Origin of the sequence: Streptomyces sp. NBC_00986, from assembly GCF_045162565.1 — a bacterium.
Lineage (GTDB): Bacteria > Actinomycetota > Actinomycetes > Streptomycetales > Streptomycetaceae > Streptomyces.
In genome coordinates, this window is sequence record NZ_CP108733.1 from 6,330,640 (window position 1) to 6,353,207 (window position 22,568).

Annotated in this window: 19 protein-coding genes, 4 tRNA genes and 2 pseudogenes; 11 read left to right on the plus strand and 14 right to left on the minus strand. The window is 68.4% G+C overall.

The features are described 5' to 3' along the window. The first annotated feature begins 49 nt into the window (after positions 1 to 49). The gene (locus OG504_RS28235; RefSeq protein ID WP_405992315.1) at positions 50 to 1,372 is read left to right on the plus strand and encodes a hypothetical protein; all 1,323 of its coding nucleotides are present in this window, start codon (positions 50 to 52) and stop codon (positions 1,370 to 1,372) included. 7 nt (positions 1,373 to 1,379) lie between these two features. On the opposite strand, the gene OG504_RS28240 is transcribed toward OG504_RS28235, so the two are convergent. From OG504_RS28240 to OG504_RS28250, 3 genes are all read right to left on the minus strand, one after another. Then, the gene (locus tag OG504_RS28240; RefSeq protein ID WP_405992316.1) at positions 1,380 to 2,513 is read right to left on the minus strand and encodes an FAD-dependent oxidoreductase; all 1,134 of its coding nucleotides are present in this window, start codon (positions 2,511 to 2,513) and stop codon (positions 1,380 to 1,382) included. 290 nt (positions 2,514 to 2,803) lie between these two features. Next, entirely contained in the window at positions 2,804 to 3,160 is a 357-nt protein-coding gene (locus OG504_RS28245; protein WP_405992317.1) for a hypothetical protein, read from the minus strand. Then, positions 3,157 to 3,429: a hypothetical protein gene (locus OG504_RS28250; protein ID WP_405992318.1), complete on the minus strand. Its 273-nt coding sequence runs from the start codon at positions 3,427 to 3,429 to the stop codon at positions 3,157 to 3,159. The genes OG504_RS28245 and OG504_RS28250 overlap by 4 nt, the downstream gene beginning before the upstream one ends. 245 nt (positions 3,430 to 3,674) lie before the next feature. On the opposite strand from OG504_RS28250, the gene OG504_RS28255 reads away from it, so the two are divergent. The 3 genes and pseudogenes from OG504_RS28255 to OG504_RS28265 form a co-directional block, all read left to right on the plus strand. After that, positions 3,675 to 4,538: a helix-turn-helix domain-containing protein gene (locus tag OG504_RS28255; protein WP_405992319.1), complete on the plus strand. Its 864-nt coding sequence runs from the start codon at positions 3,675 to 3,677 to the stop codon at positions 4,536 to 4,538. Then, a complete protein-coding gene (locus OG504_RS28260; protein ID WP_405992320.1) occupies positions 4,535 to 4,759 on the plus strand; it encodes a DUF397 domain-containing protein in 225 nt (74 codons plus the stop codon). Before OG504_RS28255 ends, OG504_RS28260 begins: the two co-directional genes overlap by 4 nt. 73 nt (positions 4,760 to 4,832) lie before the next feature. Next, positions 4,833 to 4,937, plus strand: a pseudogene (locus OG504_RS28265) (DUF397 domain-containing protein); the annotation flags it as partial. On the opposite strand, the gene OG504_RS28270 reads toward OG504_RS28265, so the two are convergent. Continuing rightward, entirely contained in the window at positions 4,922 to 6,412 is a 1,491-nt protein-coding gene (locus OG504_RS28270) for an MFS transporter (protein WP_405992321.1), read from the minus strand. The pseudogene OG504_RS28265 and the gene OG504_RS28270 overlap by 16 nt on opposite strands. Before the next feature lie 79 nt (positions 6,413 to 6,491). Here OG504_RS28270 and OG504_RS28275 point away from each other — a divergent pair, with 79 nt between their 5' ends. The 5 genes from OG504_RS28275 to purM all read left to right on the plus strand — a co-directional run bounded on the left by OG504_RS28275 (position 6,492) and on the right by purM (position 11,402). Beyond that, positions 6,492 to 7,133, plus strand: coding sequence for a TetR/AcrR family transcriptional regulator (locus tag OG504_RS28275; RefSeq protein WP_405992322.1), 642 nt, complete (start codon positions 6,492 to 6,494; stop codon positions 7,131 to 7,133). Positions 7,134 to 7,395: 262 nt separating this feature from the next. Beyond that, entirely contained in the window at positions 7,396 to 8,193 is a 798-nt protein-coding gene (locus OG504_RS28280; RefSeq protein WP_405992323.1) for a sterol carrier family protein, read from the plus strand. A 56-nt stretch (positions 8,194 to 8,249) separates the two neighbouring features. After that, the gene (locus OG504_RS28285; protein WP_405992324.1) at positions 8,250 to 8,708 is read left to right on the plus strand and encodes an META domain-containing protein; all 459 of its coding nucleotides are present in this window, start codon (positions 8,250 to 8,252) and stop codon (positions 8,706 to 8,708) included. 61 nt (positions 8,709 to 8,769) lie between these two features. Beyond that, positions 8,770 to 10,296 carry an amidophosphoribosyltransferase gene (gene purF, locus OG504_RS28290; protein WP_393764904.1) on the plus strand — a complete coding sequence of 509 codons (1,527 nt, stop codon included), beginning with the start codon at positions 8,770 to 8,772 and terminating at the stop codon, positions 10,294 to 10,296. Between the two features lie 35 nt (positions 10,297 to 10,331). After that, positions 10,332 to 11,402 (plus strand): phosphoribosylformylglycinamidine cyclo-ligase, encoded by a 1,071-nt coding sequence (purM, locus tag OG504_RS28295; RefSeq protein ID WP_405992325.1) that lies wholly within the window; start codon positions 10,332 to 10,334, stop codon positions 11,400 to 11,402. A gap of 200 nt (positions 11,403 to 11,602) precedes the next feature. On the opposite strand, the gene OG504_RS28300 is transcribed toward purM, so the two are convergent. Together OG504_RS28300 and OG504_RS28305 are read right to left on the minus strand one after the other, a co-directional pair. After that, positions 11,603 to 11,860 (minus strand): DUF3073 domain-containing protein, encoded by a 258-nt coding sequence (locus tag OG504_RS28300; RefSeq protein WP_019061825.1) that lies wholly within the window; start codon positions 11,858 to 11,860, stop codon positions 11,603 to 11,605. A 303-nt stretch (positions 11,861 to 12,163) separates the two neighbouring features. After that, positions 12,164 to 13,258 (minus strand): Leu/Phe/Val dehydrogenase, encoded by a 1,095-nt coding sequence (locus OG504_RS28305; protein WP_405992326.1) that lies wholly within the window; start codon positions 13,256 to 13,258, stop codon positions 12,164 to 12,166. Positions 13,259 to 13,481: 223 nt separating this feature from the next. Between OG504_RS28305 and OG504_RS28310 the strand changes: the two genes are divergently transcribed. Together OG504_RS28310 and bldC are read left to right on the plus strand one after the other, a co-directional pair. Next, a complete protein-coding gene (locus tag OG504_RS28310) occupies positions 13,482 to 14,327 on the plus strand; it encodes a hypothetical protein (RefSeq protein ID WP_405992327.1) in 846 nt (281 codons plus the stop codon). Between the two features lie 533 nt (positions 14,328 to 14,860). Continuing rightward, positions 14,861 to 15,067, plus strand: coding sequence for a developmental transcriptional regulator BldC (bldC, locus tag OG504_RS28315; RefSeq protein ID WP_003949541.1), 207 nt, complete (start codon positions 14,861 to 14,863; stop codon positions 15,065 to 15,067). 413 nt (positions 15,068 to 15,480) lie between these two features. Here the strand turns inward: bldC and OG504_RS28320 are convergent, their stop codons facing one another. From OG504_RS28320 to OG504_RS28355, 8 genes and pseudogenes are all read right to left on the minus strand, one after another. Beyond that, positions 15,481 to 15,657: a DUF6274 family protein gene (locus tag OG504_RS28320; RefSeq protein ID WP_405992328.1), complete on the minus strand. Its 177-nt coding sequence runs from the start codon at positions 15,655 to 15,657 to the stop codon at positions 15,481 to 15,483. A 149-nt stretch (positions 15,658 to 15,806) separates the two neighbouring features. Further along, positions 15,807 to 15,881 (minus strand) — tRNA-Asp (locus tag OG504_RS28325). Positions 15,882 to 15,976: 95 nt separating this feature from the next. Continuing rightward, complete coding sequence (gene hrpA, locus OG504_RS28330) at positions 15,977 to 19,942, minus strand: ATP-dependent RNA helicase HrpA (RefSeq protein ID WP_405992329.1); 3,966 nt, start codon at positions 19,940 to 19,942, stop codon at positions 15,977 to 15,979. A 247-nt stretch (positions 19,943 to 20,189) separates the two neighbouring features. Then, positions 20,190 to 20,459 (minus strand): annotated as a pseudogene (locus OG504_RS28335) (hypothetical protein); the annotation flags it as partial. Between the two features lie 70 nt (positions 20,460 to 20,529). Further along, positions 20,530 to 20,603: transfer RNA gene (locus OG504_RS28340), tRNA-Phe, on the minus strand. A gap of 24 nt (positions 20,604 to 20,627) precedes the next feature. Beyond that, positions 20,628 to 20,702, minus strand: a tRNA-Asp gene (locus OG504_RS28345). A 49-nt stretch (positions 20,703 to 20,751) separates the two neighbouring features. Continuing rightward, positions 20,752 to 20,824, minus strand: a tRNA-Glu gene (locus tag OG504_RS28350). Positions 20,825 to 20,904: 80 nt separating this feature from the next. Beyond that, positions 20,905 to 22,539 carry a metallophosphoesterase gene (locus tag OG504_RS28355; RefSeq protein WP_405992330.1) on the minus strand — a complete coding sequence of 545 codons (1,635 nt, stop codon included), beginning with the start codon at positions 22,537 to 22,539 and terminating at the stop codon, positions 20,905 to 20,907. Positions 22,540 to 22,568: the final 29 nt, after the last annotated feature.

Consider the following 22,568-nt stretch of genomic DNA (forward strand, 5'->3'; position numbering starts at 1 on the left):
AGTTCGGCGACGACGGCCGGAGGTGCGCGTGAGTTTCGACGCTGAGCCCATGCCAGATGATTCCTCCGAGCGGGCCCGGGTGCCTTTTCCGCGCTCCCGTTGGCTGACTCCGGACCGAGGGAGCCGTCGGCGCAACGCCTTCAACCAACTCGTGGCTGTGGCAGCGCTGTTCGGGGTCGGGGCGGGTGGCTGGGGGCTGTGGCTGGAGGCGAGGGACCAGTACGACCGGTCCGCCAGCCGGGATCGGATCGCGAAGGCATGCGCCGGGCTGGTCGACCCCGACCGGGTGCTGGACCTCGACGGCGGTACGACGAGGGCGCGGGCGGGCAGCGAAGACAACGACTCGATCGACGAGCTCGGTCCGGCCTTCATGCCCGCGCGGTGTGAGATCTACCGGGTCGGGAAGCCGGGCACCACGTACAACCACTTCGTTCTCTCGGTCTGGTCGAACCCGAGCGACGATTTCGCGCAGTTGGTGAGCGGGTGGGACGACCCGTTCCCGACAATGGGCAGGAAGCCGAACGCCGACGTCACGCGGGAGACCAGGCAGACGGGCGCGTACCCGATGGGTGACGGGCGGATCGGTGTGTACTACGGCAATGCCGCCGTCGTGAAGGCCAAGTGCACCGACAAGTCCGGCGGGACGACCTCCGTCAACGCCATGACCGTGGCCAAGTACTTCGAGCGCGACCCGGTCACGGACGCCGACCGCAGAACGCTCGCCGGGCTGGCCCGCACCGCGGTCGTACGGGCGGCGAAGAAGCTGGGCTGCAAGGCCACGCTGCCCGCGCTTCCGGCCGAACTGCCCACGCCCAGCATGAAGTTGGTGAACGCGAAGTCGGCCGGCGGAACGTGCGGCTGGTACGCCGGATACATCGCGGCGAAGGGCCGCTGGCGGCTCCCCGACCGCGCCCTGGGCACCCCTGCCGCCACCCACGCGCAGGAGGAGAGCTGCCTGCTCGGAGTGAGCAGCAAGGAGGTGCGCAGGATGTGGCCCGACCTCACCAAGGACGAAGGCAGCGGCAACAGCCTCGACGACGTGATCCGGCTCGCCCCCTTCTGGCTGCGGACCGAGTCCTACTTCGGCGACGAGGCACGCGAGGTCGCGACGGACCACTTCGGCAGGGACCACAGGTCGTTGGACCCCGGCACCGCGGGCTACGACGACGAGGAAAACGTGTGGTGGGCCTCCTCCACCTGCGCCGGACAGCCGGCCGTCCACACGCTGAGCAGCGACTATCCGTATGACAAGATCGTCCAGCCGAGGCTCCAGGCCCTCTTCAAGGCGTACGTCACGGATGTCGCCGCCCGCCGCGACTGCACCGACCTGAAGTTCCCGGCGGCGGCGACGTTCCAGCTGTCCAAGGCGTAACCGTCTGTCACGCGCTCCGCTCGCCGAGGTCGAGGCCGTCGATCAGCATCTGCCCGATGGCTTCGTTGGTGGCCACGGCCGCGGTGGCCGCGGCGGCGCTACGGGGGAACAGCGCTTCTTCGTACGAGGTGAGCGCGGCCTCGATGTCGTCGGGGTGCGCGGCGATGGCCAGGGCGAGTTCGGCACCGTCCTGCATGGCCAGGTTGGCGCCCTCGCCGTCCGGCGGTGAGAGATGGGCGGCGTCGCCCAGGAGAGTCGCTCCCGGTACCCGGTCCCAACGGTGGCCGATCGGGAGCAAGTTGAGGGGCCGTAGGACAGGAGCGGTGTCGGTGTCGGTGATCAGGGCGGTGATCTCGGGGGCCCAGCCGTCGAACTCGGCGGCGATGCGGGCGGTGGCCGCGGCGGGGTCGGTGAAGTCGATGGCGGCGAACCACTCCTGCGGCTTGGCCAGGATCAGGTAGGCGTGCAGCGTCTCGCCGCGCTCTCGGTGTGCCGCTATCCACTTCCCGTTCGCCTCCTCGCCCGGGGCGAGCACGAACAGCGAACCGCCACCGACCGTCCGCGCGGCGACCGGATGCCGGCTCTCACTCTCGTACAGATAGGTCTCGACGAACGACCGCCCGAAGTACTCGGGAGTGGCATCGGACAACAACGGCCGTACGCGTGACCAGGCGCCGTCGGCGCCGACGAGCAGATCCGTGACGACGATGCTCCCGTCGGCGAAGGTGACTTCGTGCCGGCCGTCGTCGAGGGTGCGGGTGCCGCTGACCTTGTGCCCCCACCGCACGGTCCCTTCCGGGAGCGAGTCGAGCAGGATCTGCCGCAACTCCCCGCGCTGCACCTCGGGTCGGCCCCCGGTGCCGTCGTCGGGCTCCTCCATCAGGACGGTTCCGTCCCAGTTGACGACGCGGGTCGCCTGGCGGCCCTCCAGGATGATGGCACGGAACTCGTCCATCAAGTCAGCTTCCTTCAGGGCGAGTTGGCCGTTGTAGTCATGGATGTCGAGCATCCCGCCCTGGAGCCGGGCCATCGGTGAGGCCTCCGCTTCGTAGACGGTGGCAGGGATGCCGTTCACGTGCAGGACGCGGGCGAGGGTCAGTCCGCCGAGTCCGGCGCCGATGATCGTGACGTGTGTGGTCATGACGACTCCTTGGGTGTCTTGTGTGCCTTGCGTGGCGTGTGTGCCTTGCGTGGTGCGGGCCCGCTGGACGGGCGCCCGGCGGGTACTCCGGAACGGAACGTTTCCAGCGAGCACCGACAAGTCGCCGACGCGGGACCGACACGGCCGACAGCGGACCGACATGGCGGTTGGTGGGGTCGTCGGTGGGGTGGGGTGGGGTGGGGTGAGGTGTCACCGGCGTAGGCGAGGGCACCGCCCGGCGAATTCACCCACCTGGAACGGGCCTTGGGCCTCGGGTCCCCCGGCGGCACCTACCTGATCGACGACCTGCTCCCACAACCGAACTGGCCGGCGTCCCACGAGGCCGCGGTGAAACGTGTGTTGGTCGAGTTGGAGGGACGCCCGGATTTCCGTTCTGTGCGGCTGTCGTGGTCGAGCGGGTTGGTCATGGCGGTGCGGCAACGTTCGCCGCAGTAGGTGGCGGGGGGCCAGGGGCCGCCGAGGCCGGTGGTGATGAACGAGGTGGCGGGGGAGGGGAGTTCGGGGCGGGGAGGTTGTTCGGCCGGGGGTGGCGGTGACTCGGTATACGGCTCGTTGTCCGGCTTGACCAGTAAGAAGAGGGCGAGCAGGGCAAGCAGGCCGGCGAGGGTACTGAGGACGAGGTTCACTCCTCGACCAACTCGGTGTCGGCGACCAGCGCTTGCCGCTCGGTGTGATCCTTCAGCTTCACCCAGAGAAACGCGTGCTCGGCGTCGACCCCGGCATACCCGGAACCGACCTGCACGACGACGCCCTCGAAGTTTTCCGGTGCTTCCCGCCGGTGGGGTCCCGGTGGCACGTAGCTGGTGCCCTTGACTCGGTCGCCGACGAGGAAGGGGGCGTCGGTTCGGGGGCGGGGGTTGGAGGGAGGGGTGGGGTTTTTGCGTGGTGTGGTCATGGGACCACTTTCCGCAGGTGGGATCGGGTGCGGCAATCGAACAAGGGAATCCCGCATTAACTGGTATATGCCGGATGGTGGGCATTCTCCTGCGGACGCGGGGCACGGTATGCCAGACTCCGGGCACTGGCTGCGATCCGTCGGGCACCGTGCGTGATTCGGTGGGCATGCGGGTCGAGTTGGCGGGCACGGCACGAAAAGAGGTGGACACGGTGGCAGCGAAAACGGGGCCCACGATTCGTCGTATGCAGCTGGGTCAGGAGCTGCGACGCCTACGCGAACAGGCGGACGGGGGAGGTGAGTTGGGCCGGGGCATCACGAGGGGCCAAGCGGTGAAGGGGACGAGCGTGTCCGAGTCGACACTGCACCGGGTGGAGCGGGGGTTGACGAGCCTGCCCAGCGTCCAGGACCTCAAGTCGTTGTTGAAGCGGTACGGGGTGAGCGACCCGAGCGATGTTGAGTTCTTGCTGGACATCCACAAGAACTCGCTGAAACGGGGTTGGTGGTCGGTGTATCGGGCCTTCATGCCGTCCGGGTTCAACATGAGCGTCGGGTTGGAGGGGGACGCCAAGATCCTCCGGGTTTACCAACCCGACGTGATGTTCGGCTTGTTCCAGACCGAGGCGTACGCGCGAGCTCAGTTCGAGACCGCGAAACCGGTCGACGAGCGCAACACGGAGTTCGTCGAGCGCAACGTCGAGATCCGCATGCGGCGCAGGGAGGTGATCACGCGCTCTGAACAGCCGGTGGAGATCCACGCGATCCTGGAGGAGGCGACACTACGACGGGTGTTCGGCGGTGCCGAGGTCATGCGGGAGCAGTACAAGCACCTGGCAGAGCTGGCCTCGCTGGACAACGTGACGGTGCAGATTCTCCCGATGGCGGAACCCGTCTACCGTTGCAGCAAGAACTTCATCCTCATGGAGTTTCCCTCGCCCCTGCCCACTGTGGTGAGCATGGACGCGGCTGACGGGACCACCGTCACGGATAAGGACACCGAGATCTGGAGATATACGCGCCGGTTCGACGCCATGAGGGCCGGGGCACCCGGGCCCCGGGAGACACCGCGATTTCTGGAACGAGCCGTACGAGAGTTGGAGCAGCAATGAGCACGCACCCCAATGCCCTTGAACTGGCCGCCGAGGGGACCTGGTTCAAGTCCTCGTACAGCGACGAGCAGGGATCCAGCTGCGTCGAGGTAGCCAACCTCACCTCTACCCACGCCCGGGTCGCCGTCCGCGACTCCAAGCTCCCGGGTGGCTCCGCCCTCGTTCTCCCGCCGGAGGCGTTCGTGAGCTTCGTCGCCCACATGAAGTCGGCCCGGCTTTGAAGCCAACCTAGGCAAGTCGTCCTACAGCAACGACTCGGGCGGCAACTGCGTCGAGGTCGCCAACCTCACCCCCACCCAACCCCTGGTCGCCGTCCGAGACTCCAAACTCCCCCACGGCCCCGCCCTCACCCTCCCCCCGGAGGCATTCACCGCGTTCGTGACCTACGTGCGCACATAAGCGAGGTCATCGCCCGCAACCGAAGCACCCTCCCCCTCCCCGGACTTGGGCAACCGCCAGGCCAACACCGCGGCCACCGCCATCAACCCGGCCCCACCCCAGAACACCACCCGCGTCGCATCCACAAAGGCCTGGACACCGGCCACGTGAGCCGCCCCCGTCAGACGGGCCAGCCCCGTGATGTCACCACCGGGCCCGTGGCCGGCGTAGAAACGGGCGAGCACCGTGCCGAAGACGGCCGTGCCCAGCGCGTTGCCCAGGGTCTGGAAGAAGCGGATCGAGGTCGTGGCCACCCCCAGCTGAGGGCGCGGTGCCGAGTCCTGCACCAGCAGGACCAGTTGGCCGACGAGCTGGCCGAACCCCGCCCCCGCCAGGAGCAGTTCCGCCCGGATCAGCCAGAGGGAGGTGTCCGGGCCGGTCGTCGTGGCGAGCAGCGCGAACGCGAGTGCCGTCGTCGCCGTACCGCTCAGCGTGAACGTCCGTGCCGACCACCCCCGCGCCCCCAACGGCCCGGTGAGCAGACCCGTCACCCCCAACCCCACCGCCAACGGCACCAGGAACAGCCCCGCCGACGAACTGGCGATACCCCGCGCGACCTGCAGATAGATCAGGACGTAGTAGATCGCGCACATCATCGCCCCACCGAGAATCGCCTGCACCGCGAAGCCCAGCCGCAGTTCGCGCACCTTGAACAACGACAGCGGCAACACCGGCTCGGGCGCCCGGAGTTGGCGCCACAGAAACAGGCCGAGCGTCACCCCCGTAACGACACCCAGGCCCACGATCTCCGGCGAAGCCCACCCGTACCGCTTCCCTCCCCAGTCGGTCATCAACAACAACGCGCTGGAGAACCCGGCAGCCAACCCCGCGCCCAAGTAGTCCAACGGGCGCCGGACATGGTGTTCGGGGAGCTTCAGGACGAAGGCGACCGTCACCAACACAACAACCCCCACCGGCAGGTTGACGTAGAAGATCCACCGCCAACTCACATGGTCGGCAAGCAGACCGCCGATCCACGGCCCGACCGCCATCGCACCGCCGGCCACCAGCCCACCCGCGTTCGCGCCCTTCCCCGAGTCCTTCTCGCCGGGCCCCCTGAGGTGGGCGATCACGATCATCGTGATGCTCATCAACCCTCCCCCGCCGAGCCCCTGCACCGCGCGCGCCGCGATGAGCTGGTCCATCGACCGCGCGGCGCCGCACAACGCCGAACCGACCAGGAAGGTCGCGATCGCCCCCGTGAAGACCCGCTTCGGACCATGGACGTCGCACAACTTGCCGTACAGCGGCAGCATCGCCGCGGACGCGAGCGCATACGCACTGACCAGCCACGGGATCTTGTCGATGCCGTGGGCGGGGTCCAGGTCCCGGACGATCGGGACGGTGGCCGCGGACACGATCTGCATGTCGAGCAGCGCCAGCACGATCGTGACGAGGCAGACGACGAAGCCGATTTTTCGCTGGGTCTCGGTCATGGCATCCACCATGAAGGCAGTTCGTGTACCGAGTCAATATTTCATCCGGGATCAAATTTCGTCTTGGTACAGTGAGTGCGTGACCGAAGTGATGGGGCTGCGCGAGCGGAAGAAGATCGAGACGGCCAGGCGGATCATCCGGACCGCGATCGCCCTCTTCGTCGAGCGCGGCTTCGACAACGTGTCCGTGCAGGAGATCGCCGACGCCTCCGACGTCTCCAAGATGACCGTCTTCAACTACTTCGGCACCAAAGAGGACTTGGTCTTCTGGCCGATGGAGGAGCACTTCGGTGACGCCGCCCGCGCGGTACGCGAGCGGCCGCCCGGCGAGTCGGCCCTGGACGCCGTACGACGGCAGTTCCTGGAGATGGTCGAGACCCGCGATCCGGCGGTCGGCCTGCACGGCGATCCGTTCGCCCGCCAACTCCGCGAACTGGTCATGTGCACCCCGGTGTTGATGGAGCGCGCGTTCCTCGCCGCCCAGAAAGGCACGCGGGACCTGGCTGCCCACCTGGCCGAGGAGACCGGCGACCTGATGCTCGCCACAGTCGCCGCCGCCATGATCAGCGCAGCCCGCAACGCCCTCATCGAGGAGCACTACCGCCGCATCGACGCAGGCGAGCCGGTCACCACAGTTGCAGCCGAAGCCCCCGAACGAGCCGACCGCGCATTCAAGTTGGTGGAACACGGCCTAGGGGACTACGCCCGCAAAGCCCCCTGACCAGCAGGACAGCACACATGCCCCTCCACCCCCACGCGCCCGCAGCCGCCGAACAACGGGAGTGGGTCGTGGCGGTACGGCGCAGCCCGCCGCGTACCCGGCACCAACCCCGCCCCACCGTGGTGACAAACCGAAGGGCCCGACCAGCGGCGGGCTCGCCGTACCGCCACGACCCCGACCCCACCCACACACCTGCGGGCGCCCCACCCGCGCGGGCAAAAACGCCGTGTACCTCCCACGCCCGAGGATTAGGCTCCCCGCCATGCCCCCGGCCAAGAAGCGCGCCCGTACATACGACCCCGCCAAGACCCGCACCGCGGTCCTGGCCCAGTTCGGCAACGTACGAAAAGCCGTAGGGACACTCACCCCCGACCAACTCGCGCTCCCCACCCGCCTGGGCGACTGGACCGTACGCGAACTGGTCGCACACATCGGCATGGCAATCACCGCGATCCACCGCGCCCTGGACCACCCGTCCCCGCCGGCGCAGAACGCCGTGATCCTCGACTGGCCCTTCGCCACCGCGGCCAACTCCTCCGCCATCGCCGACTTCACCCGCACACTCGCCGCCGAGCACCCCGACCTCGACACCTACCTCGCCGACGTCGAACAGACCCTCACCGCGCACCTCGACACCCACCCCGGCACCCGGCTGCTCGAGACCAACGTCGGCGCGATGCCCCTGGCCGACTACCTGGTCACCCGCACCGTCGAACTCTGCGTCCACACCGACGACCTCAACGCCGCCGTCCCCGGCCTCGACATCCCCTACGACCGCCAGGCCCTCGCCGCCTCCACCCGCCTCCTCGCCGACGCCCTGGCCACAAAGGCCCCCGGCGGCTCGACCGAGGTCCGCATCCCGCCGTACGCCGTGGTCCAGTGCGTAGAAGGCCCCCGGCACACCCGAGGCACCCCGCCCAACGTCGTGGAGACCGACCCCCTGACCTGGCTCAGGCTGGCGACCGGGCGGACGCGGTGGAAGGACGCCGTGGAAGAGGCGAAGGTCAGCGCGAGCGGGGAACGGGCGGACCTGGGCGGTCTGCTGCCGATCATGGGGTGAAGTGACCCGGGGAACCCTGAAGGGAACCCGTCCCCCGCCCCTCCCGTCCCACCCCCATGGACAAACAGCGATTCACCCTCGCCGTCCTGACCATCGTTCCGCTCGTGGTGGCGTGCGGCAGCGAAAAGGCGACCAGCGGCAGCAACTCCGGCTCCGGCTCGGTAGAAGCGCAGCGCCCCGTCACCGGCGTCGACTGGCAGGTGCAGAGCATCACCACGGGCGGCGCGACCACCAAGGTGCAGGGCAAGCCGTACCTCACCTTCGACGCCAAGAACGGCAAGGTCGGCGGCCGCCTCGGCTGCAACGCCGTCAACGCGACAGCCACCGTGCGCACCGCGCAGATCACGCTGGGCCGCCCCTCCACCACCCGAATGATGTGCGACGCCTCACTCATGGGCACCGAACGCGCGCTCCTCGGCCTCTTCAACGACTCGGTCGGCTACCGAGTCGATCACGACACCCTCACGCTGACCAGCGAAAACGGCACGATCGTCCACGCACGCGCCGACAAGTGATCCATTACCTGCCAGTAACCCGAATTCGGACCAGTGGTCGATCTCGCCTACACTCGGTGCCGTGCCACGTGGTGACGGTCGACTCAGTCATGATCTGCTCCCCGGCGAGAAAGGACCCCAGGACGCTTGCGGCGTCTTCGGAGTCTGGGCTCCCGGTGAAGAGGTCGCCAAGCTCACTTACTTCGGGCTCTACGCCCTCCAGCATCGAGGCCAGGAATCCGCGGGAATCGCGGTCAGCAACGGCTCGCAGATCCTCGTCTTCAAGGACATGGGCCTCGTCTCACAGGTCTTCGACGAGACCTCGCTCGGTTCGCTCCAGGGTCATATCGCGGTCGGTCACGCCCGCTACTCGACCACCGGCGCCTCCGTGTGGGAGAACGCCCAGCCGACGTTCCGCGCCACCGCGCACGGATCCATCGCGCTCGGCCACAACGGCAACCTGGTCAACACCGCGCAGCTCGCGGAGATGGTCGCCGACCTCCCCAAGCAGGAAGGCCGTACGCCCCGCGTCGCGGCCACCAACGACACCGACCTCCTCACCGCGCTCCTCGCGGCCCAGGTCGACACCGACGGCAAGCCGCTGACCATCGAGGAGGCCGCCCACGCGGTCCTCCCGCAGGTACAGGGCGCCTTCTCCCTCGTCTTCATGGACGAGCACACCCTCTACGCGGCCCGCGACCCGCAGGGCATCCGCCCGCTGGTCCTCGGCCGCCTGGAGCGCGGCTGGGTCGTCGCCTCCGAGTCCGCCGCCCTCGACATCTGCGGCGCCGCGTACGTCCGCGAGATCGAGCCGGGCGAGTTCGTCGCCATCGACGAGAACGGCCTGCGCACCTCCCGATTCGCGGAAGCGAAGCCCAAGGGCTGCGTCTTCGAGTACGTCTATCTCGCCCGCCCCGACACCGACATCGCCGGGCGGAACGTCTACCTCTCCCGTGTCGAGATGGGCCGGAAGCTCGCCAAGGAAGCTCCGGTCGACGCCGATCTGGTGATAGCGACTCCGGAGTCCGGCACCCCGGCCGCGATCGGTTACGCGGAGGCCTCGGGCATCCCGTTCGGTGCGGGTCTGGTGAAGAACGCCTACGTCGGCCGTACGTTCATCCAGCCCTCGCAGACGATTCGGCAGCTCGGCATCCGCCTGAAGCTGAATCCGCTGAAGGAAGTCATCAAGGGCAAGCGTCTGGTCGTCGTCGACGACTCGATCGTGCGCGGCAACACCCAGCGCGCGCTGGTGCGCATGCTCCGCGAGGCCGGCGCCGCCGAGGTCCACATCCGGATCTCCTCGCCGCCCGTGAAGTGGCCCTGCTTCTTCGGCATCGACTTCGCCACCCGCGCGGAGCTCATCGCCAACGGCATGACCATCGACGAGATCGGCACCTCGCTCGGCGCCGACTCCCTGTCGTACATCTCCATCGACGGCATGATCGAGGCGACCACCATCGCCAAGCCGAACCTCTGCCGCGCCTGCTTCGACGGCGAGTACCCGATGGACCTCCCGGACCCCGAACTGCTCGGCAAGCAGCTCCTGGAGACCGAGCTGGCGGCCGGTCCGGCCGCCACGGCAGCGGCCGACGCGATCCGTCGCCCGTAGAAGCCTCGTATCACCAACCCGAAAGATCCCAGGCAATGTCTGAGACCCCTGTTCCCGGTGCTTCCTACGCGGCGGCCGGCGTCGACATCGACGCGGGCGACCGCGCCGTAGAACTCATGAAGGAGTGGGTGAAGAAGACCCAGCGCCCCGAGGTCCTCGGTGGCCTCGGCGGCTTCGCCGGGCTCTTCGACGCCTCCGCCCTCAAGCGGTTCGAGCGCCCGCTGCTCGCCTCCGCCACGGACGGCGTCGGCACGAAGGTCGACATCGCCCGCCGGCTCGGCGTCTACGACACGATCGGTCACGACCTGGTCGCCATGGTCATGGACGACATCGTGGTGTGCGGCGCCGAGCCGCTCTTCATGACCGACTACATCTGCGTCGGCAAGGTGCACCCCGAGCGTGTCGCGGCCATCGTCAAGGGCATCGCCGAAGGCTGTGTGCTGGCCGGCTGCGCCCTGGTCGGCGGCGAGACCGCCGAACACCCCGGTCTGCTGGGCCCGGACGACTTCGACGTCGCCGGCGCCGGTACGGGCGTCGTGGAGGCCGACCGGCTGCTCGGCGCGGATCGCATCCGGACGGGTGACGCGGTCATCGCGATGGCGTCTTCGGGACTTCACTCGAACGGGTACTCGCTCGTCCGGCATGTGCTCCTGAACCAGGCCGGCCTGAACCTGGACGCGCGTATCGAGGAGCTCGGCCGCACGCTCGGCGAGGAACTCCTCGCGCCGACGAAGATCTACTCGCTGGACTGCCTGGCGCTGACCCGCACGACCGACGTGCACGCCTACTCGCACGTCACCGGCGGCGGACTCGCCGCCAACCTCGCCCGGGTCGTCCCGGACGGCCTCCACGCGATCGTGGACCGCTCCACCTGGACCCCGGCCCCGATCTTCGACCTCGTCGGCAGGACGGGCCAGGTCGAACGCCTGGAGCTGGAGAAGACCCTGAACATGGGCGTCGGCATGATCGCGATCGTCCCCGAGGAATCGGCGGACGTGGCCCTGGAGACCCTGGCCGACCGCGGGGTCGAGGCGTGGGTCGCGGGCGAGATCACCGAGCGCGGAGAGCACGCGACGGGCGCGGAGATGGTCGGCGACTACGCATAAATCAGCCGCTCCGGGACGCGTAAATCAGCCCCTTGGGGGTCCCCCCACGCCTTTAAGGCAGTGGGGGAGTTTGAGGAGCGGGGTCCGGGGCGGAGCCCCGTGACGGCAGCACAAAACCCGGTCCGGTGCTAGATGCCCCGGACCGGGCGAGGTGCAGTCAGCTGACGGGAAGATTTAACCGGTGAGCGCGCTGCAAGCGATTACGCACCGCGACGTTGAGACTGGGGACCGGACTCGTCGTCCTCGTCCTCGTCATCGTCGTTATAGAGATCCGCGTACTGAGCGTACGGGTCGTCTTCTTCCTCGTCGTCGTCCTCGAACGGCTCGCCATTCGGCGGCTGGCTCGAAGTCGAAGCGCCCAGCTCATTGGCCAGACGCGAGAGGTCAGTCCCGCCGCTGCTGTACTTCAGCTGGCGGGCGACCTTCGTCTGCTTGGCCTTTGCCCGGCCGCGCCCCATGGCTCGACCCCCTCGGATACGAGGCTCGGTGGCCTCAGAGTCTTGACACGCGTTCATGATCTGGAACGGACTCTCCGTGGAGAGACCGGTCCGTAGGGCTTCCACGGTACCTGAGCCCGCGCCCATACGGTACGTCGCCCGCAGCACGTGCCGGGCTCCAGGACCCGCGAGGTGCCCTGTACTCGCTGGTCAACCGCGATTTTAACCACTTCTTGGCAGGCGACCCGCCGACGAACGTGAGAGTTCTCTCTAAGTCGTCGCCGACGGGTACCGAAGATGCCTCCCGAGGGGCTTAACGGAACCTCAGCGTCCGCGTGCGCCGGCCGCCTCGTGCATCCGTTGCTCGGCGATCCGGTCGGCCGCGGCGGCCGGCGGAATACCGTCTTCCTTCGCACGTGCGAATATTGCCAGCGTCGTATCGAAGATCTTCGCGGCCTTCGCCTTGCACCGCTCGAAGTCGAACCCGTGCAGCTCGTCGGCGACCTGGATCACGCCACCGGCGTTCACCACGTAGTCCGGCGCGTAGAGGATCCCGCGGTCGGCGAGGTCCTTCTCGACGCCCGGGTGCTCCAGCTGGTTGTTGGCCGCGCCGCACACCACCTTGGCGGTGAGCACCGGCACGGTCGCGTCGTTCAGGGCGCCGCCGAGCGCGCAGGGGGCGTAGACGTCGAGTCCCTCGACCCGGATCAGCGCCTCGGTGTCGGTGACGGCGCTCACGCCCGTCGGGTGCTTGTCGAGGATCCGCCGTACGGACTCCTCGCGCACGTCCGTGATCACGACCTCGGCGCCCTCGTCCCGCAGGTGCTCCACCAGGTGGTGCCCGACCTTGCCGACGCCCGCGATGCCGACCCTGCGACCGCGCAGCGAGGCGTCGCCCCAGAGGTGCTGGGCGCTGGCCCGCATGCCCTGGAAGACGCCGAAGGCGGTCAGGACGGAGGAGTCGCCCGCGCCGCCGTTCTCGGGAGAGCGTCCGGTCGTCCAGCGGCACTCGCGCGCCACGACGTCCATGTCGGCGACATATGTGCCGACGTCGCACGCGGTGACGTACCGCCCGCCGAGCGAGGCCACGAACCGGCCGTAGGCGAGCAGCAGTTCCTCGGTCTTGTCGCGCTCCGGGTCACCGATGATCACGGCCTTGCCGCCGCCGTGGTCCAGACCGGCCATGGCGTTCTTGTACGACATCCCGCGGGCGAGGTTGAGCGCGTCGGCGACGGCCTCTTCCTCGCTCGCGTACGGGTAGAAGCGCGTACCGCCCAGGGCGGGGCCCAGGGCGGTGTTGTGGATGGCGATGACGGCCTTGAGGCCGCTGGCCCGGTCCTGGCAGAGCACGACTTGCTCATGACCGCCCTGGTCGGAGTGGAACAGGGTGTGCAGGACGCCGTTGTCTACGTCGGTCACGGTGGTGACTCCTGGGTGAGTGGCGGCGGTTGGAGACAGGCTCCCGTAGGGGTGGCGGGTGCCGGTGGAGTGAGCGTAGAGCCTGCGTCCGGCCGCCATCGGTGCAGTGTTCAGGATCACCTACCGAAGGGGGGTGTCCGTGCGACGATTTGCATAGTTTTCCCGCGCGTTTGTGAGCGGGTTCCGAAGGTTTTCCCGACAGCCGGTGGGGGAGGGAGCAGGCGTGCCCAAGAAGGTGTCCTCGGTGATCGTCCCGTACGCGACGTATCTGCGCGTCTACGAGCCGCTGGCCGCCTTCCCCGAGCCCGAGCGCGGCCACTGGACGCGCTACGCCCGCCGCCCCGACCGCCCGTCGTACCAGGACGAACTGCGCCGCGCGCTGGCCGACTTGCTGCCCACCCCGCCGATTCCGGTGCCGGTGCACGAGAGCGCCGACGCCTTCGTGGTGGAGGTCGACGGCGTGGTCTGCGTCTGCCCCTGGCGCACCCGGCTGCGCGGCTGGCAGGCCCTGGGAGACCTCGCGGAGGAGCTCCCGCCGCCGGTCCTGGACGCCGTACTCCCGCCGCTCGTACGGCACCAGGCCACCCAGGACTACGAGCGCTGGCTGGCCCGGAACCCGGACGCCCGGCCGTGGATCCGCACGGCGACCTGGCAGGTGCCGCTGAACTGGTTCGTGCTCGTCGGTGACGAGGAGCGGCGCTACGACCAGGCCTCCGGGGACGTGCCGCCGATGCTGCGGTACCGGACGCCGATGGTGCAGGCGCGGCGGCGGGTGGCGCGGGCGCTGCGGGCCCTGAAGGACGCGATGGACGAGGGGCCGCTGATCGAGGGCCTGGTGGACGTGGGGCGCTGGCTGGAGGAGTTCCATCCGCGGTCCCTGGTCGAGCTGGACTACGGCGGGCTCGTGCACGTCCTGCCGGCCGGCGAGCTGGAGGACGACCACTCGGCGGCGGACGTGGCCGCGGGCATCGAGGCGCTGCGGACCGGGGACGGGGCGGCGGCGGGCGAGGCGTACGGGCGGCTCGTGGAGCGCTGGCGGTCGGTCAGGGACCGGCGCTCGGCGAACTGACGCGGAGCCGGACGGGACCGGCTCGCCTTCGAACGTGGCTGACATCTTCGAACAGATGCGCATAGGATTCTTACGGTTCGTCAACACGGGACGTAGGTCCCGATCCGGACGTTTGATGCCAAGCGTGACGGACCGCACGTGCAGATGCCTTGCGCCGCTTGCCCCTCCTCATGCCAAAATAGGACAAGGAGTCCGGGGAGGACTCCATCCGTCATGCTTTGGGCGGAATCTCGGCATTGCGCGCTTTGGGGGGTCTGGATGACTCCTGATCGCCCCTGTGACTGATCGTCACAGGGGTGTGACTGTCCGCTATGGCATGGTCCATCGGCTTCCGTCGCTGATGGACACCTGGGAGGGCAATTCCATCGGTTTGGCCTACGCGGTTGGACAGATGGTGTAGTTGTAGTGCCGAGGACAAGCCGTTCGTCCTATAACCGACTCGACCCGCACACGCCATTTCGGGCAACGCGGGTCAAGGTGCAGAATTTAGAGGAAAGAACCGAGAAGGTTCGGTTCTCCCGAGGAGGCCGCTCATGACCGCTCGCACCCCTGATGCCGAGCCGCTGCTGACCCCGGCTGAGGTCGCCACGATGTTCCGTGTGGACCCCAAGACGGTCACGCGGTGGGCGAAGGCCGGCAAGCTCACTTCGATTCGCACGCTCGGCGGACACCGCCGTTACCGCGAGGCGGAGGTCCGTGCACTGCTCGCGGGCATTCCGCAGCAGCGCAGCGAAGCCTGACCAACTGAATAAGGGCACGACGGCTGGTCCCCCAACCGGCCACGGTGCCCGACAGCACAGCTCCAAGCGACGCGGGTTCTGCCCCAACAGGGCCCACGCCCAACGCTTTTGATCCAACTTGAACAGGGTGCGTCGTAGATCGCGCTGGACTCCGCCGGGTCCAGCGCGATCTTTTTTGTGCCTGGTCGTGGGTCCGTGTGCGGCTGACAGACCCTGAGCGCGAGGTCCTGTGAGGGACCTTGTCGGAGTCTGGGGAGGGGTGTCGGATCTCCTGTGCGCGATCCTTCGTAGGGGTGCAATTGCACATATTAAATTGACCAGTTGTAGGTGAGTCGTAAGTTCCGACGTTTCAAAAACTTATGCGGTGACACCCGTCACATGCCAGATGGCTTGTTGCCTCTGACCTATGTGCGCTAAGAGGTTTCGCCCTCCGGGTCGTCCTCCGGTTCCCGCGGCGGAGGGGCGTCCAGGGCCAGCCGCAGCAGGCGGTGGCAGATCGGGCAGTGCCGGGTCGCATGGCGGTAGGAGCTGGCGGCCGCCAGGTGCGCGCGGAGCAACGCCCGCGTCTCGTGCCTGACCGAAGCCGCCATGCGCCACCTCCGTGGCCCTGCGTGGAACGGGGCCTGGTTTCTGGGTACCTGGAGGGTTGGGCGGCGTCAAGGGAGCCGTAGCGGCCATGAGGGCACCGGAACGTACGAAAGCCCGGGTCCGAAGACCCGGGCTCTTGTTTGATCTGCTGCGGTCCTGACGGGATTTGAACCCGCGGCCTCCACCTTGACAGGGTGGCGAGCACTCCAAGCTGCTCCACAGGACCTTGATTCGCGGCACTTGATGGTGCGTTGTGCCGCGAGATGAGACTGTACAGGAGGCGGGCCCGCCTGGTCGAACTCACTCGGTGTGCAGGCGCTGTTACGGTGCGGCCGCGTCGATCGCCTTCACGATCCGCTTGTCGGAGACCGGGTACGCCGTGCCCAGCGCGTGGGCGAAATAGCTGACCCGGAGCTCCTCGATCATCCAGCGGATGTCCCGGACGGAGGACGGAACCGGGCGGCCCTGGGGGAGTTGTTCCAGCAGCCACGCGTACTCGTCCTGCATCTCGTGGACCTTCTCCATGCGGGTGGTGTCCCGTTGGACCCCGGTCGGCATCTGCTGGAGACGACGGTCCGCGGCCACCAGGTAGCGCATCAGGTCGGGCAGGCGGCGTATCCCCGCCGCCGTGACGAAGCCCGGCTTCACGAGGGCGTCCAGCTGGGCGCGTACGTCGGAGAGGTTCGCCAGCAACGCTGGGCTGCTCGCGCCCTTCAGACGGCGCTCACAGGCCTGCCAGGCGGCCAGCACCTGTTGGACCTGGCCCACCGCCCGGACCGTCGTGTCGACGATCTCGGCGCGCACCTTCTCGTAGAGCTTCCGGTACGACTCCTCGTCCCACGCCGGGCCGCCGAAGTCACCGATCAGCTTGTCCGCCGCCGCCAGCGCGCAGTCGTCGAACAGCGCCTGGATCGAACCGTGCGGGTTCGCGGACAGGGCCAGCTTCTGCGTGTTGGTGAGCTTCTCGGACGCGAACTTCGCCGGATTCACCGGGATGTTGCGCACGATGAGCCGGCGCGTGCCCTTCCACATCGCCTCCGCCTGCTCCTCCTCCGTGTCGAAGAGCCGTACGGAGACGGTGTCGCCGTCGTCGACCAGCGCCGGGTACGCCTTCACCGGCTGGCCGGCCCTGCGGGTCTCGAAGACACGGGTGAGCGTGCCGATCGACCAGTCGGTGAGGCCCTTGCGCTCCAGGGACTCCCCGCCCTCGCGCTCGGCCGTCGCCGCGGCCGCCTGGGAGATGGCCTGGCGCGCCTTCGGCTTCAGGCGGACCTTCAGCGCCTCCAGGTCCTTGTCCTCGGCGATCTTGCGGCGCCGCTCGTCCACGATCCGGAAGGTGATGAGCAGGTGGTCCGGGACCTTCGACCAGTCGAAGTCGTCGGCGGTGAAGGGGACTCCGACCATGCGCTTCAACTCGCGGGCCATGGTGGTGGGGAGGGGCTCTTGCAGAGGGGTCGCCACCGCCAGGAAACGCTGCGCGAAGTTCGGGGCCGGGACGTAGTTGCGGCGGATCGGCTTCGGGAGGGAGCGGATGAGTTCGGTGACGACCTCTTCCCGCAACCCCGGGATCTGCCAGTCGAAGCCCTCGTCCGTGACCTGGTTGAGGACCTGGAGGGGGATGTGGACCGTGACACCGTCCGCGTCCGCGCCCGGCTCGAACTGGTACGTCACCCGGAACTTCAGCCGTCCCTGATGCCAGGAGTCGGGATAGTCGGCCTTGCTGATGTCGCCCGCGCGCTCGTTGATGAGCATCGAGCGCTCGAAGTCGAGGAGTTCGGGCTCCTCATGGCGCTTGTGCTTCCACCAGGAGTCGAAGTGGGCGCCGGAGACGACGTGTTCGGGCACCCGCTGGTCGTAGAAGTCGTAGAGCGTCTCGTCGTCGACCAGGATGTCCCGGCGGCGGGCACGATGCTCCAACTCCTCCACCTCGGTGAGGAGTCTGCGGTTGTCGGCGAAGAACTTGTGGTGCGTGCGCCAGTCGCCCTCGACGAGCGCGTTGCGGATGAACAGCTCGCGGGACGCCTCCGGGTCGATCCGGCCGTAGTTCACCTTGCGCTGCGCGATGATCGGGACGCCGTAGAGCGTGACCTTCTCGAAGGCCATCACGGCCGCCTGGTCCTTCTCCCAGTGCGGTTCGCTGTACGTCCGCTTGAGGAGGTGGCCGGCGAGGGGTTCGACCCACTCGGGCTCGATCTTGGCGTTGACGCGGGCCCAGAGGCGTGACGTCTCCACCAGTTCCGCCGACATGACGAAACGCGGGGTCTTCTTGAAGAGCGCCGAACCGGGGAAGATCGCGAACTTGGCGCTGCGGGCGCCGAGATACTCGTTCTTCGCGCCGTCCTTCACGTCCTTCATGCCGATGTGGGACAGCAGGCCGGCGAGGAGGGAGACGTGGACGCTCTGCTCGGCCGCGTCCTCCTCGTTGAACTGGATGCCCATCTGCTTGGCCACCGTGCGGAGTTGGCTGTAGATGTCCTGCCACTCGCGGATCCGGAGGAAGTTCAGGTACTCCTGCTTGCACATGCGACGGAACGCGGACGAGCCGCGCTCCTTCTGCTGCTCGCGGATGTACCGCCACATGTTCAGGAATGCGAGGAAGTCGCTCGACTCGTCGCGGAAACGGGCGTGTTGCTGGTCCGCCTGCGTCTGCTTGTCGACCGGGCGTTCGCGCGGGTCCTGGATGGAGAGCGCGGCGGCGATCACCATGACCTCGCGGACACAGCCGTTCTTGTCGGCCTCCAGGACCATCCGGGCCAGGCGCGGGTCCACGGGGAGCTGGGCCAGCTTGCGGCCCGTCTGCGTGAGGCGCTTGCGCGGGTCCTTCTCGTCCGGGTCCAACGCGCCCAGTTCCTGGAGGAGTTGGACGCCGTCGCGGATGTTGCGGTGGTCCGGCGGATCGATGAACGGGAACTTCTCGATCTCACCGAGCCCGGCCGCGGTCATCTGCAGGATCACGGAGGCGAGGTTCGTCCGCAGGATCTCCGCGTCCGTGAACTCCGGGCGGGCGAGGAAGTCGTCCTCGGAGTACAGCCGGATGCAGATGCCGTCCGACGTACGGCCGCAACGACCCTTGCGCTGGTTGGCACTTGCCTGGCTGACGGCCTCAATGGGCAGCCGCTGCACCTTCGTTCGGTGGCTGTAGCGGCTGATACGGGCGAAGCCGGGGTCGATGACGTACTTGATGCCCGGGACGGTGAGCGAGGTCTCGGCGACGTTGGTCGCCAGAACGATCCTTCGCCCGGTGTGCTGCTGGAAGACGCGATGCTGCTCGGCGTGCGAGAGGCGCGCGTAGAGGGGGAGGACCTCGGTGAAGCGGTAGTTCTTCTTCGTCAGCGCGTCCGCCGTGTCGCGGATCTCCCTCTCCCCGGAGAGGAAGACGAGGATGTCGCCCTTGCCCTCCCCTTGAAGCTCTTCCACGGCGTCACAGATCGCGGTGATCTGGTCGCGGTCGGAGTCCTCCGACTCGTCTTCGAGCAGGGGGCGGTAGCGGACCTCGACCGGATACGTCCGGCCGCTCACCTCGATGATCGGGGCGTCGCCGAAGTGCCGGGAGAAACGCTCGGGGTCGATGGTCGCCGAGGTGATGACGACCTTCAAGTCCGGGCGCTTGGGCAGCAGTTGGGCGAGGTAGCCGAGGAGGAAGTCGATGTTGAGGGACCGCTCGTGGGCCTCGTCGATGATGATCGTGTCGTAGGCGCGCAGTTCACGGTCGGTCTGGATCTCGGCGAGCAGGATGCCGTCCGTCATCAGCTTGATGAACGTCGACTCCTGATTGACCTGGTCCGTGAAACGGACCTTCCAGCCGACGGCCTCGCCGAGCGGGGTGTCCATCTCCTCCGCGATGCGCTCGGCGACGGTGCGCGCGGCGATACGGCGGGGCTGGGTGTGCCCGATCATGCCGCGGACGCCGCGGCCGAGTTCGAGACAGATCTTCGGGATCTGGGTCGTCTTGCCGGAGCCGGTCTCACCGGCCACGATCACGACCTGGTGATCCCGGATCGCGGCCGCGATGTCGTCCTTCTTCTGGCTGACCGGCAACTGCTCGGGATACGAGATCGCCGGGATGCGGGTGCGCCGCGCGGCCATCCGCTCCTCGCCGCGGGCCACCTCGGTCTCGATCTCGGCGAGGACGGCGGCGCGGGCCTCCGGCTTACGGATCTTGCGCGCGCCTTCGAGCCTGCGCCCGAGCCGGTGCGCGTCGCGCAGGGTCAGCTCGGTCAGGCGGGGGGCGAGGTCGCCGAGGGCGGGGGCGGAAGTGCCGGGCGCGGAGGCGGGGTGCGTAGACATACGCCGTCAAGGATCTCACCTCGGCGAAATTCCTGGCGAATGAATTGTCCGGGGTGGCCCGCGACGGCTCGGCAGGGGGCGTGCGGGTGAGTCAGGGCGCCGTTGTCGGAGTGCTGGGCGAGGGGACGGTGGACGTTCCCGGGGGCTCCGCCCCCGGACCCCCGTCGGCCTGAACGGCCTCGTCCTCAAGCGCCGGAGGGGCTGAATTCTGCTGGCCGGCGTCCTGCTGTTGTTGGCGGTCGGCGTCCTGCTGCCTGCCGGCCTCCTTGGACATCGACTGGGCCGTATTGGATACGGCCTTGATGCCCAAGTACGCCGTCGTCAGGCTCGCCATCGCGGTGAACGCCGAGGTCAGGACGCCCACGATCACCGCGCGGTCGCCGTTCAGCTGCCATACGCCGAAGACCGCCACCGCCGTGATCGCGAGGTTGCTGCCGACCACCGCGAGCAGTCCGTACCGCGCCCGTATCTTCTCCAGGTCCGTGTCCCGGATGCCTCTGGCCTCGTCCTGACCCATCGCGCCCCGCCCTGTGTCGTCCGGTAACGACGAAAGCCCCGTCCCGGGTGGGACAGGGCTTTCGATCCGGTGGCTGGGGCCGGGGTCGAACCGGCGACCTATCGCTTTTCAGGCGATCGCTCGTACCAACTGAGCTACCCAGCCACGAGATTCCTTGCGGAACCTCAGCGGTCCTGACGGGATTTGAACCCGCGGCCTCCACCTTGACAGGGTGGCGAGCACTCCAAGCTGCTCCACAGGACCTTGCTGTTGCGCGCGAACTGGCGGAGCCAGTGTCGCACACGGTGTTGCGTGCCCCCAACGGGATTCGAACCCGTGCTACCGCCTTGAAAGGGCGGCGTCCTAGGCCGCTAGACGATGAGGGCTATCGGCCCGCCTGGGCGCTTCTCAGCGCGTCGGGGACGTGAGAAGCATATGGGATGGCGGGAGGTATCGCCAAAACGGTTTACGAGGCCGATGGTGAGGGGCGCGGGGAGGGGGTCCGGGACGTACTCGGAGACCCACTTGAGGACGTGCTCGAGGACGGACTCGGCGGCGTACTCGGGGACGGGCTCGGCGACTGGACCGCGCCCGGCAGGTTCTCCTTCGGGAGGTGGCGGCTCACCTCGGCCGTCGTCAGGCCCAGGCCGCCGAGTTTGATCTCGTCCCAGGCCTGGAGGCGGTGGGTGTCGCGGTCGATGTAGAGGATCGACGCCTCGATCGGGTCGGGGTACTTGCCCTCCACGGCGCGCAGGCCGCTGCCGCCCGTCGAGCCCTCGATGCGCAGGCGCGTGCCGTGCTTCATGACCTCGGTGCCCTCGTGGTGGAGGTGGCCGGCCAGGACCAGCGGGACCGTGCCGTCGGTCTGGCGTGCCGCCGAGGGTTCGTGGACCAGGGCGATGTCGACCGGGGTGCCGGCGGCCTGCTGGTCGCGGAGGGCGGAGGCGAGCTGGTCGCCGGCCAGTTCCTCCGCGTTGTCGGCACCCGGTGCGGTCGAGCGGTCCGGGGTGAACTGGGGGTCGCCGATGCCCGCGAAGCGTATGCCCGCGACCGTTTCCGCCCGGCCCTCGTCCAGGACGTGCACGTTCTTGATGTGTTCGAGGTAGCGCTGGGTGGCGAGGGAGTCGTGGTTGCCCCTGACCCAGACGTAGGGCGCGCCGAGGTCGGCGATCGGGTCGAGGAAGCCGTTCTCGGCCGTCGTGCCGTGGTCCATGGTGTCGCCGGTGTCGACGATCACGTTCACCTTGTACTGCTCCACCAGCGACGCGATGATCTTCCAGCTCGCGGGGTTCAGGTGGATGTCCGAGACGTGCAGGACGCGGATCGTGGTCGGGTCCGGCTGGTAGGCGGGGAGCGTCGACGTGACGTCGTAGAGCTTCGTCACGTTCGTCACCAGGCGGGCCAACTCCTGCTGGTAGACGTTGAATTCGGTGACGATGTTGCGTGCGTTGCCGACCAGGGACGGGGCCGAGGAGAGCAGGCCGGAGAACTTCGGTTCGAGGATCGACTTCGGGTTCCAGGTCGCGAACGCCGTCGCTCCGGACGCCGCCAGGAGGGCCAGGGCCAGGCCGCCGGCCGCGAGGGCCCGGCGGGGGCGGCGGTAGACCGCCAGCCCGAGGGTCGTGGCGCCCAGGACCACGGCCGCGCACGACCGTACGGCCAGATCGAGCGTGCCGTGTTCGACGTCACGGGCCACCTCGTCCTGGAGGCCGGAGATGCGCTCGGGGTGGTCGACGAGGGCTTGGGAGCGTTCCGGGTCGAGCTGGTCGACGTTGACGTCCAGGCGGACCGGGGCGTGATGGCTGTCCAGGGACAGGGCGCCGAGCGGGGACACGTTGATCTTCGTGCCGCCGGTGAGGGACGGGCGCAGGGTCATGGTCGTGTCCATGGGACCGACCTGGGCCCGTACGTTGCCCACGATCAGCAGGCCGAGCCAGGCCCCGACGACGACGACCATGACGAGGCCGAGGGCGCGGGGCCAGGGGTGGGGCTGGGGGACGAGTTCGACGGTGGGGCGGGGACGGCGGGCGCGGTACTGGCGGATCAGGGCGTGCTGGGTTCGGCGGAGGCGGTTCAGGGCTGCGACGGGGACGCTGGCCATTGGTCCCGTATGCCCAGGGGTGGGGGCAG

What these genes read in the sequence shown, in the direction of transcription:
- OG504_RS28235 (WP_405992315.1), top strand. Translation starts at nt 50, where the DNA reads ATGCCAGATGATTCCTCCGAGCGGGCCCGGGTGCCTTTTCCGCGCTCC.
- OG504_RS28240 (WP_405992316.1), bottom strand. Translation starts at nt 2,513, where the DNA reads ATGACCACACACGTCACGATCATCGGCGCCGGACTCGGCGGACTGACC.
- OG504_RS28250 (WP_405992318.1), bottom strand. Translation starts at nt 3,429, where the DNA reads ATGACCACACCACGCAAAAACCCCACCCCTCCCTCCAACCCCCGCCCC.
- OG504_RS28255 (WP_405992319.1), top strand. Translation starts at nt 3,675, where the DNA reads ATGCAGCTGGGTCAGGAGCTGCGACGCCTACGCGAACAGGCGGACGGG.
- OG504_RS28260 (WP_405992320.1), top strand. Translation starts at nt 4,535, where the DNA reads ATGAGCACGCACCCCAATGCCCTTGAACTGGCCGCCGAGGGGACCTGG.
- OG504_RS28270 (WP_405992321.1), bottom strand. Translation starts at nt 6,412, where the DNA reads ATGACCGAGACCCAGCGAAAAATCGGCTTCGTCGTCTGCCTCGTCACG.
- OG504_RS28280 (WP_405992323.1), top strand. Translation starts at nt 7,396, where the DNA reads ATGCCCCCGGCCAAGAAGCGCGCCCGTACATACGACCCCGCCAAGACC.
- OG504_RS28285 (WP_405992324.1), top strand. Translation starts at nt 8,250, where the DNA reads ATGGACAAACAGCGATTCACCCTCGCCGTCCTGACCATCGTTCCGCTC.
- purM (WP_405992325.1), top strand. Translation starts at nt 10,332, where the DNA reads ATGTCTGAGACCCCTGTTCCCGGTGCTTCCTACGCGGCGGCCGGCGTC.
- OG504_RS28300 (WP_019061825.1), bottom strand. Translation starts at nt 11,860, where the DNA reads ATGGGGCGCGGCCGGGCAAAGGCCAAGCAGACGAAGGTCGCCCGCCAG.
- bldC (WP_003949541.1), top strand. Translation starts at nt 14,861, where the DNA reads ATGACCGCTCGCACCCCTGATGCCGAGCCGCTGCTGACCCCGGCTGAG.
- OG504_RS28320 (WP_405992328.1), bottom strand. Translation starts at nt 15,657, where the DNA reads ATGGCGGCTTCGGTCAGGCACGAGACGCGGGCGTTGCTCCGCGCGCAC.
- hrpA (WP_405992329.1), bottom strand. Translation starts at nt 19,942, where the DNA reads ATGTCTACGCACCCCGCCTCCGCGCCCGGCACTTCCGCCCCCGCCCTC.
- OG504_RS28355 (WP_405992330.1), bottom strand. Translation starts at nt 22,539, where the DNA reads ATGGCCAGCGTCCCCGTCGCAGCCCTGAACCGCCTCCGCCGAACCCAG.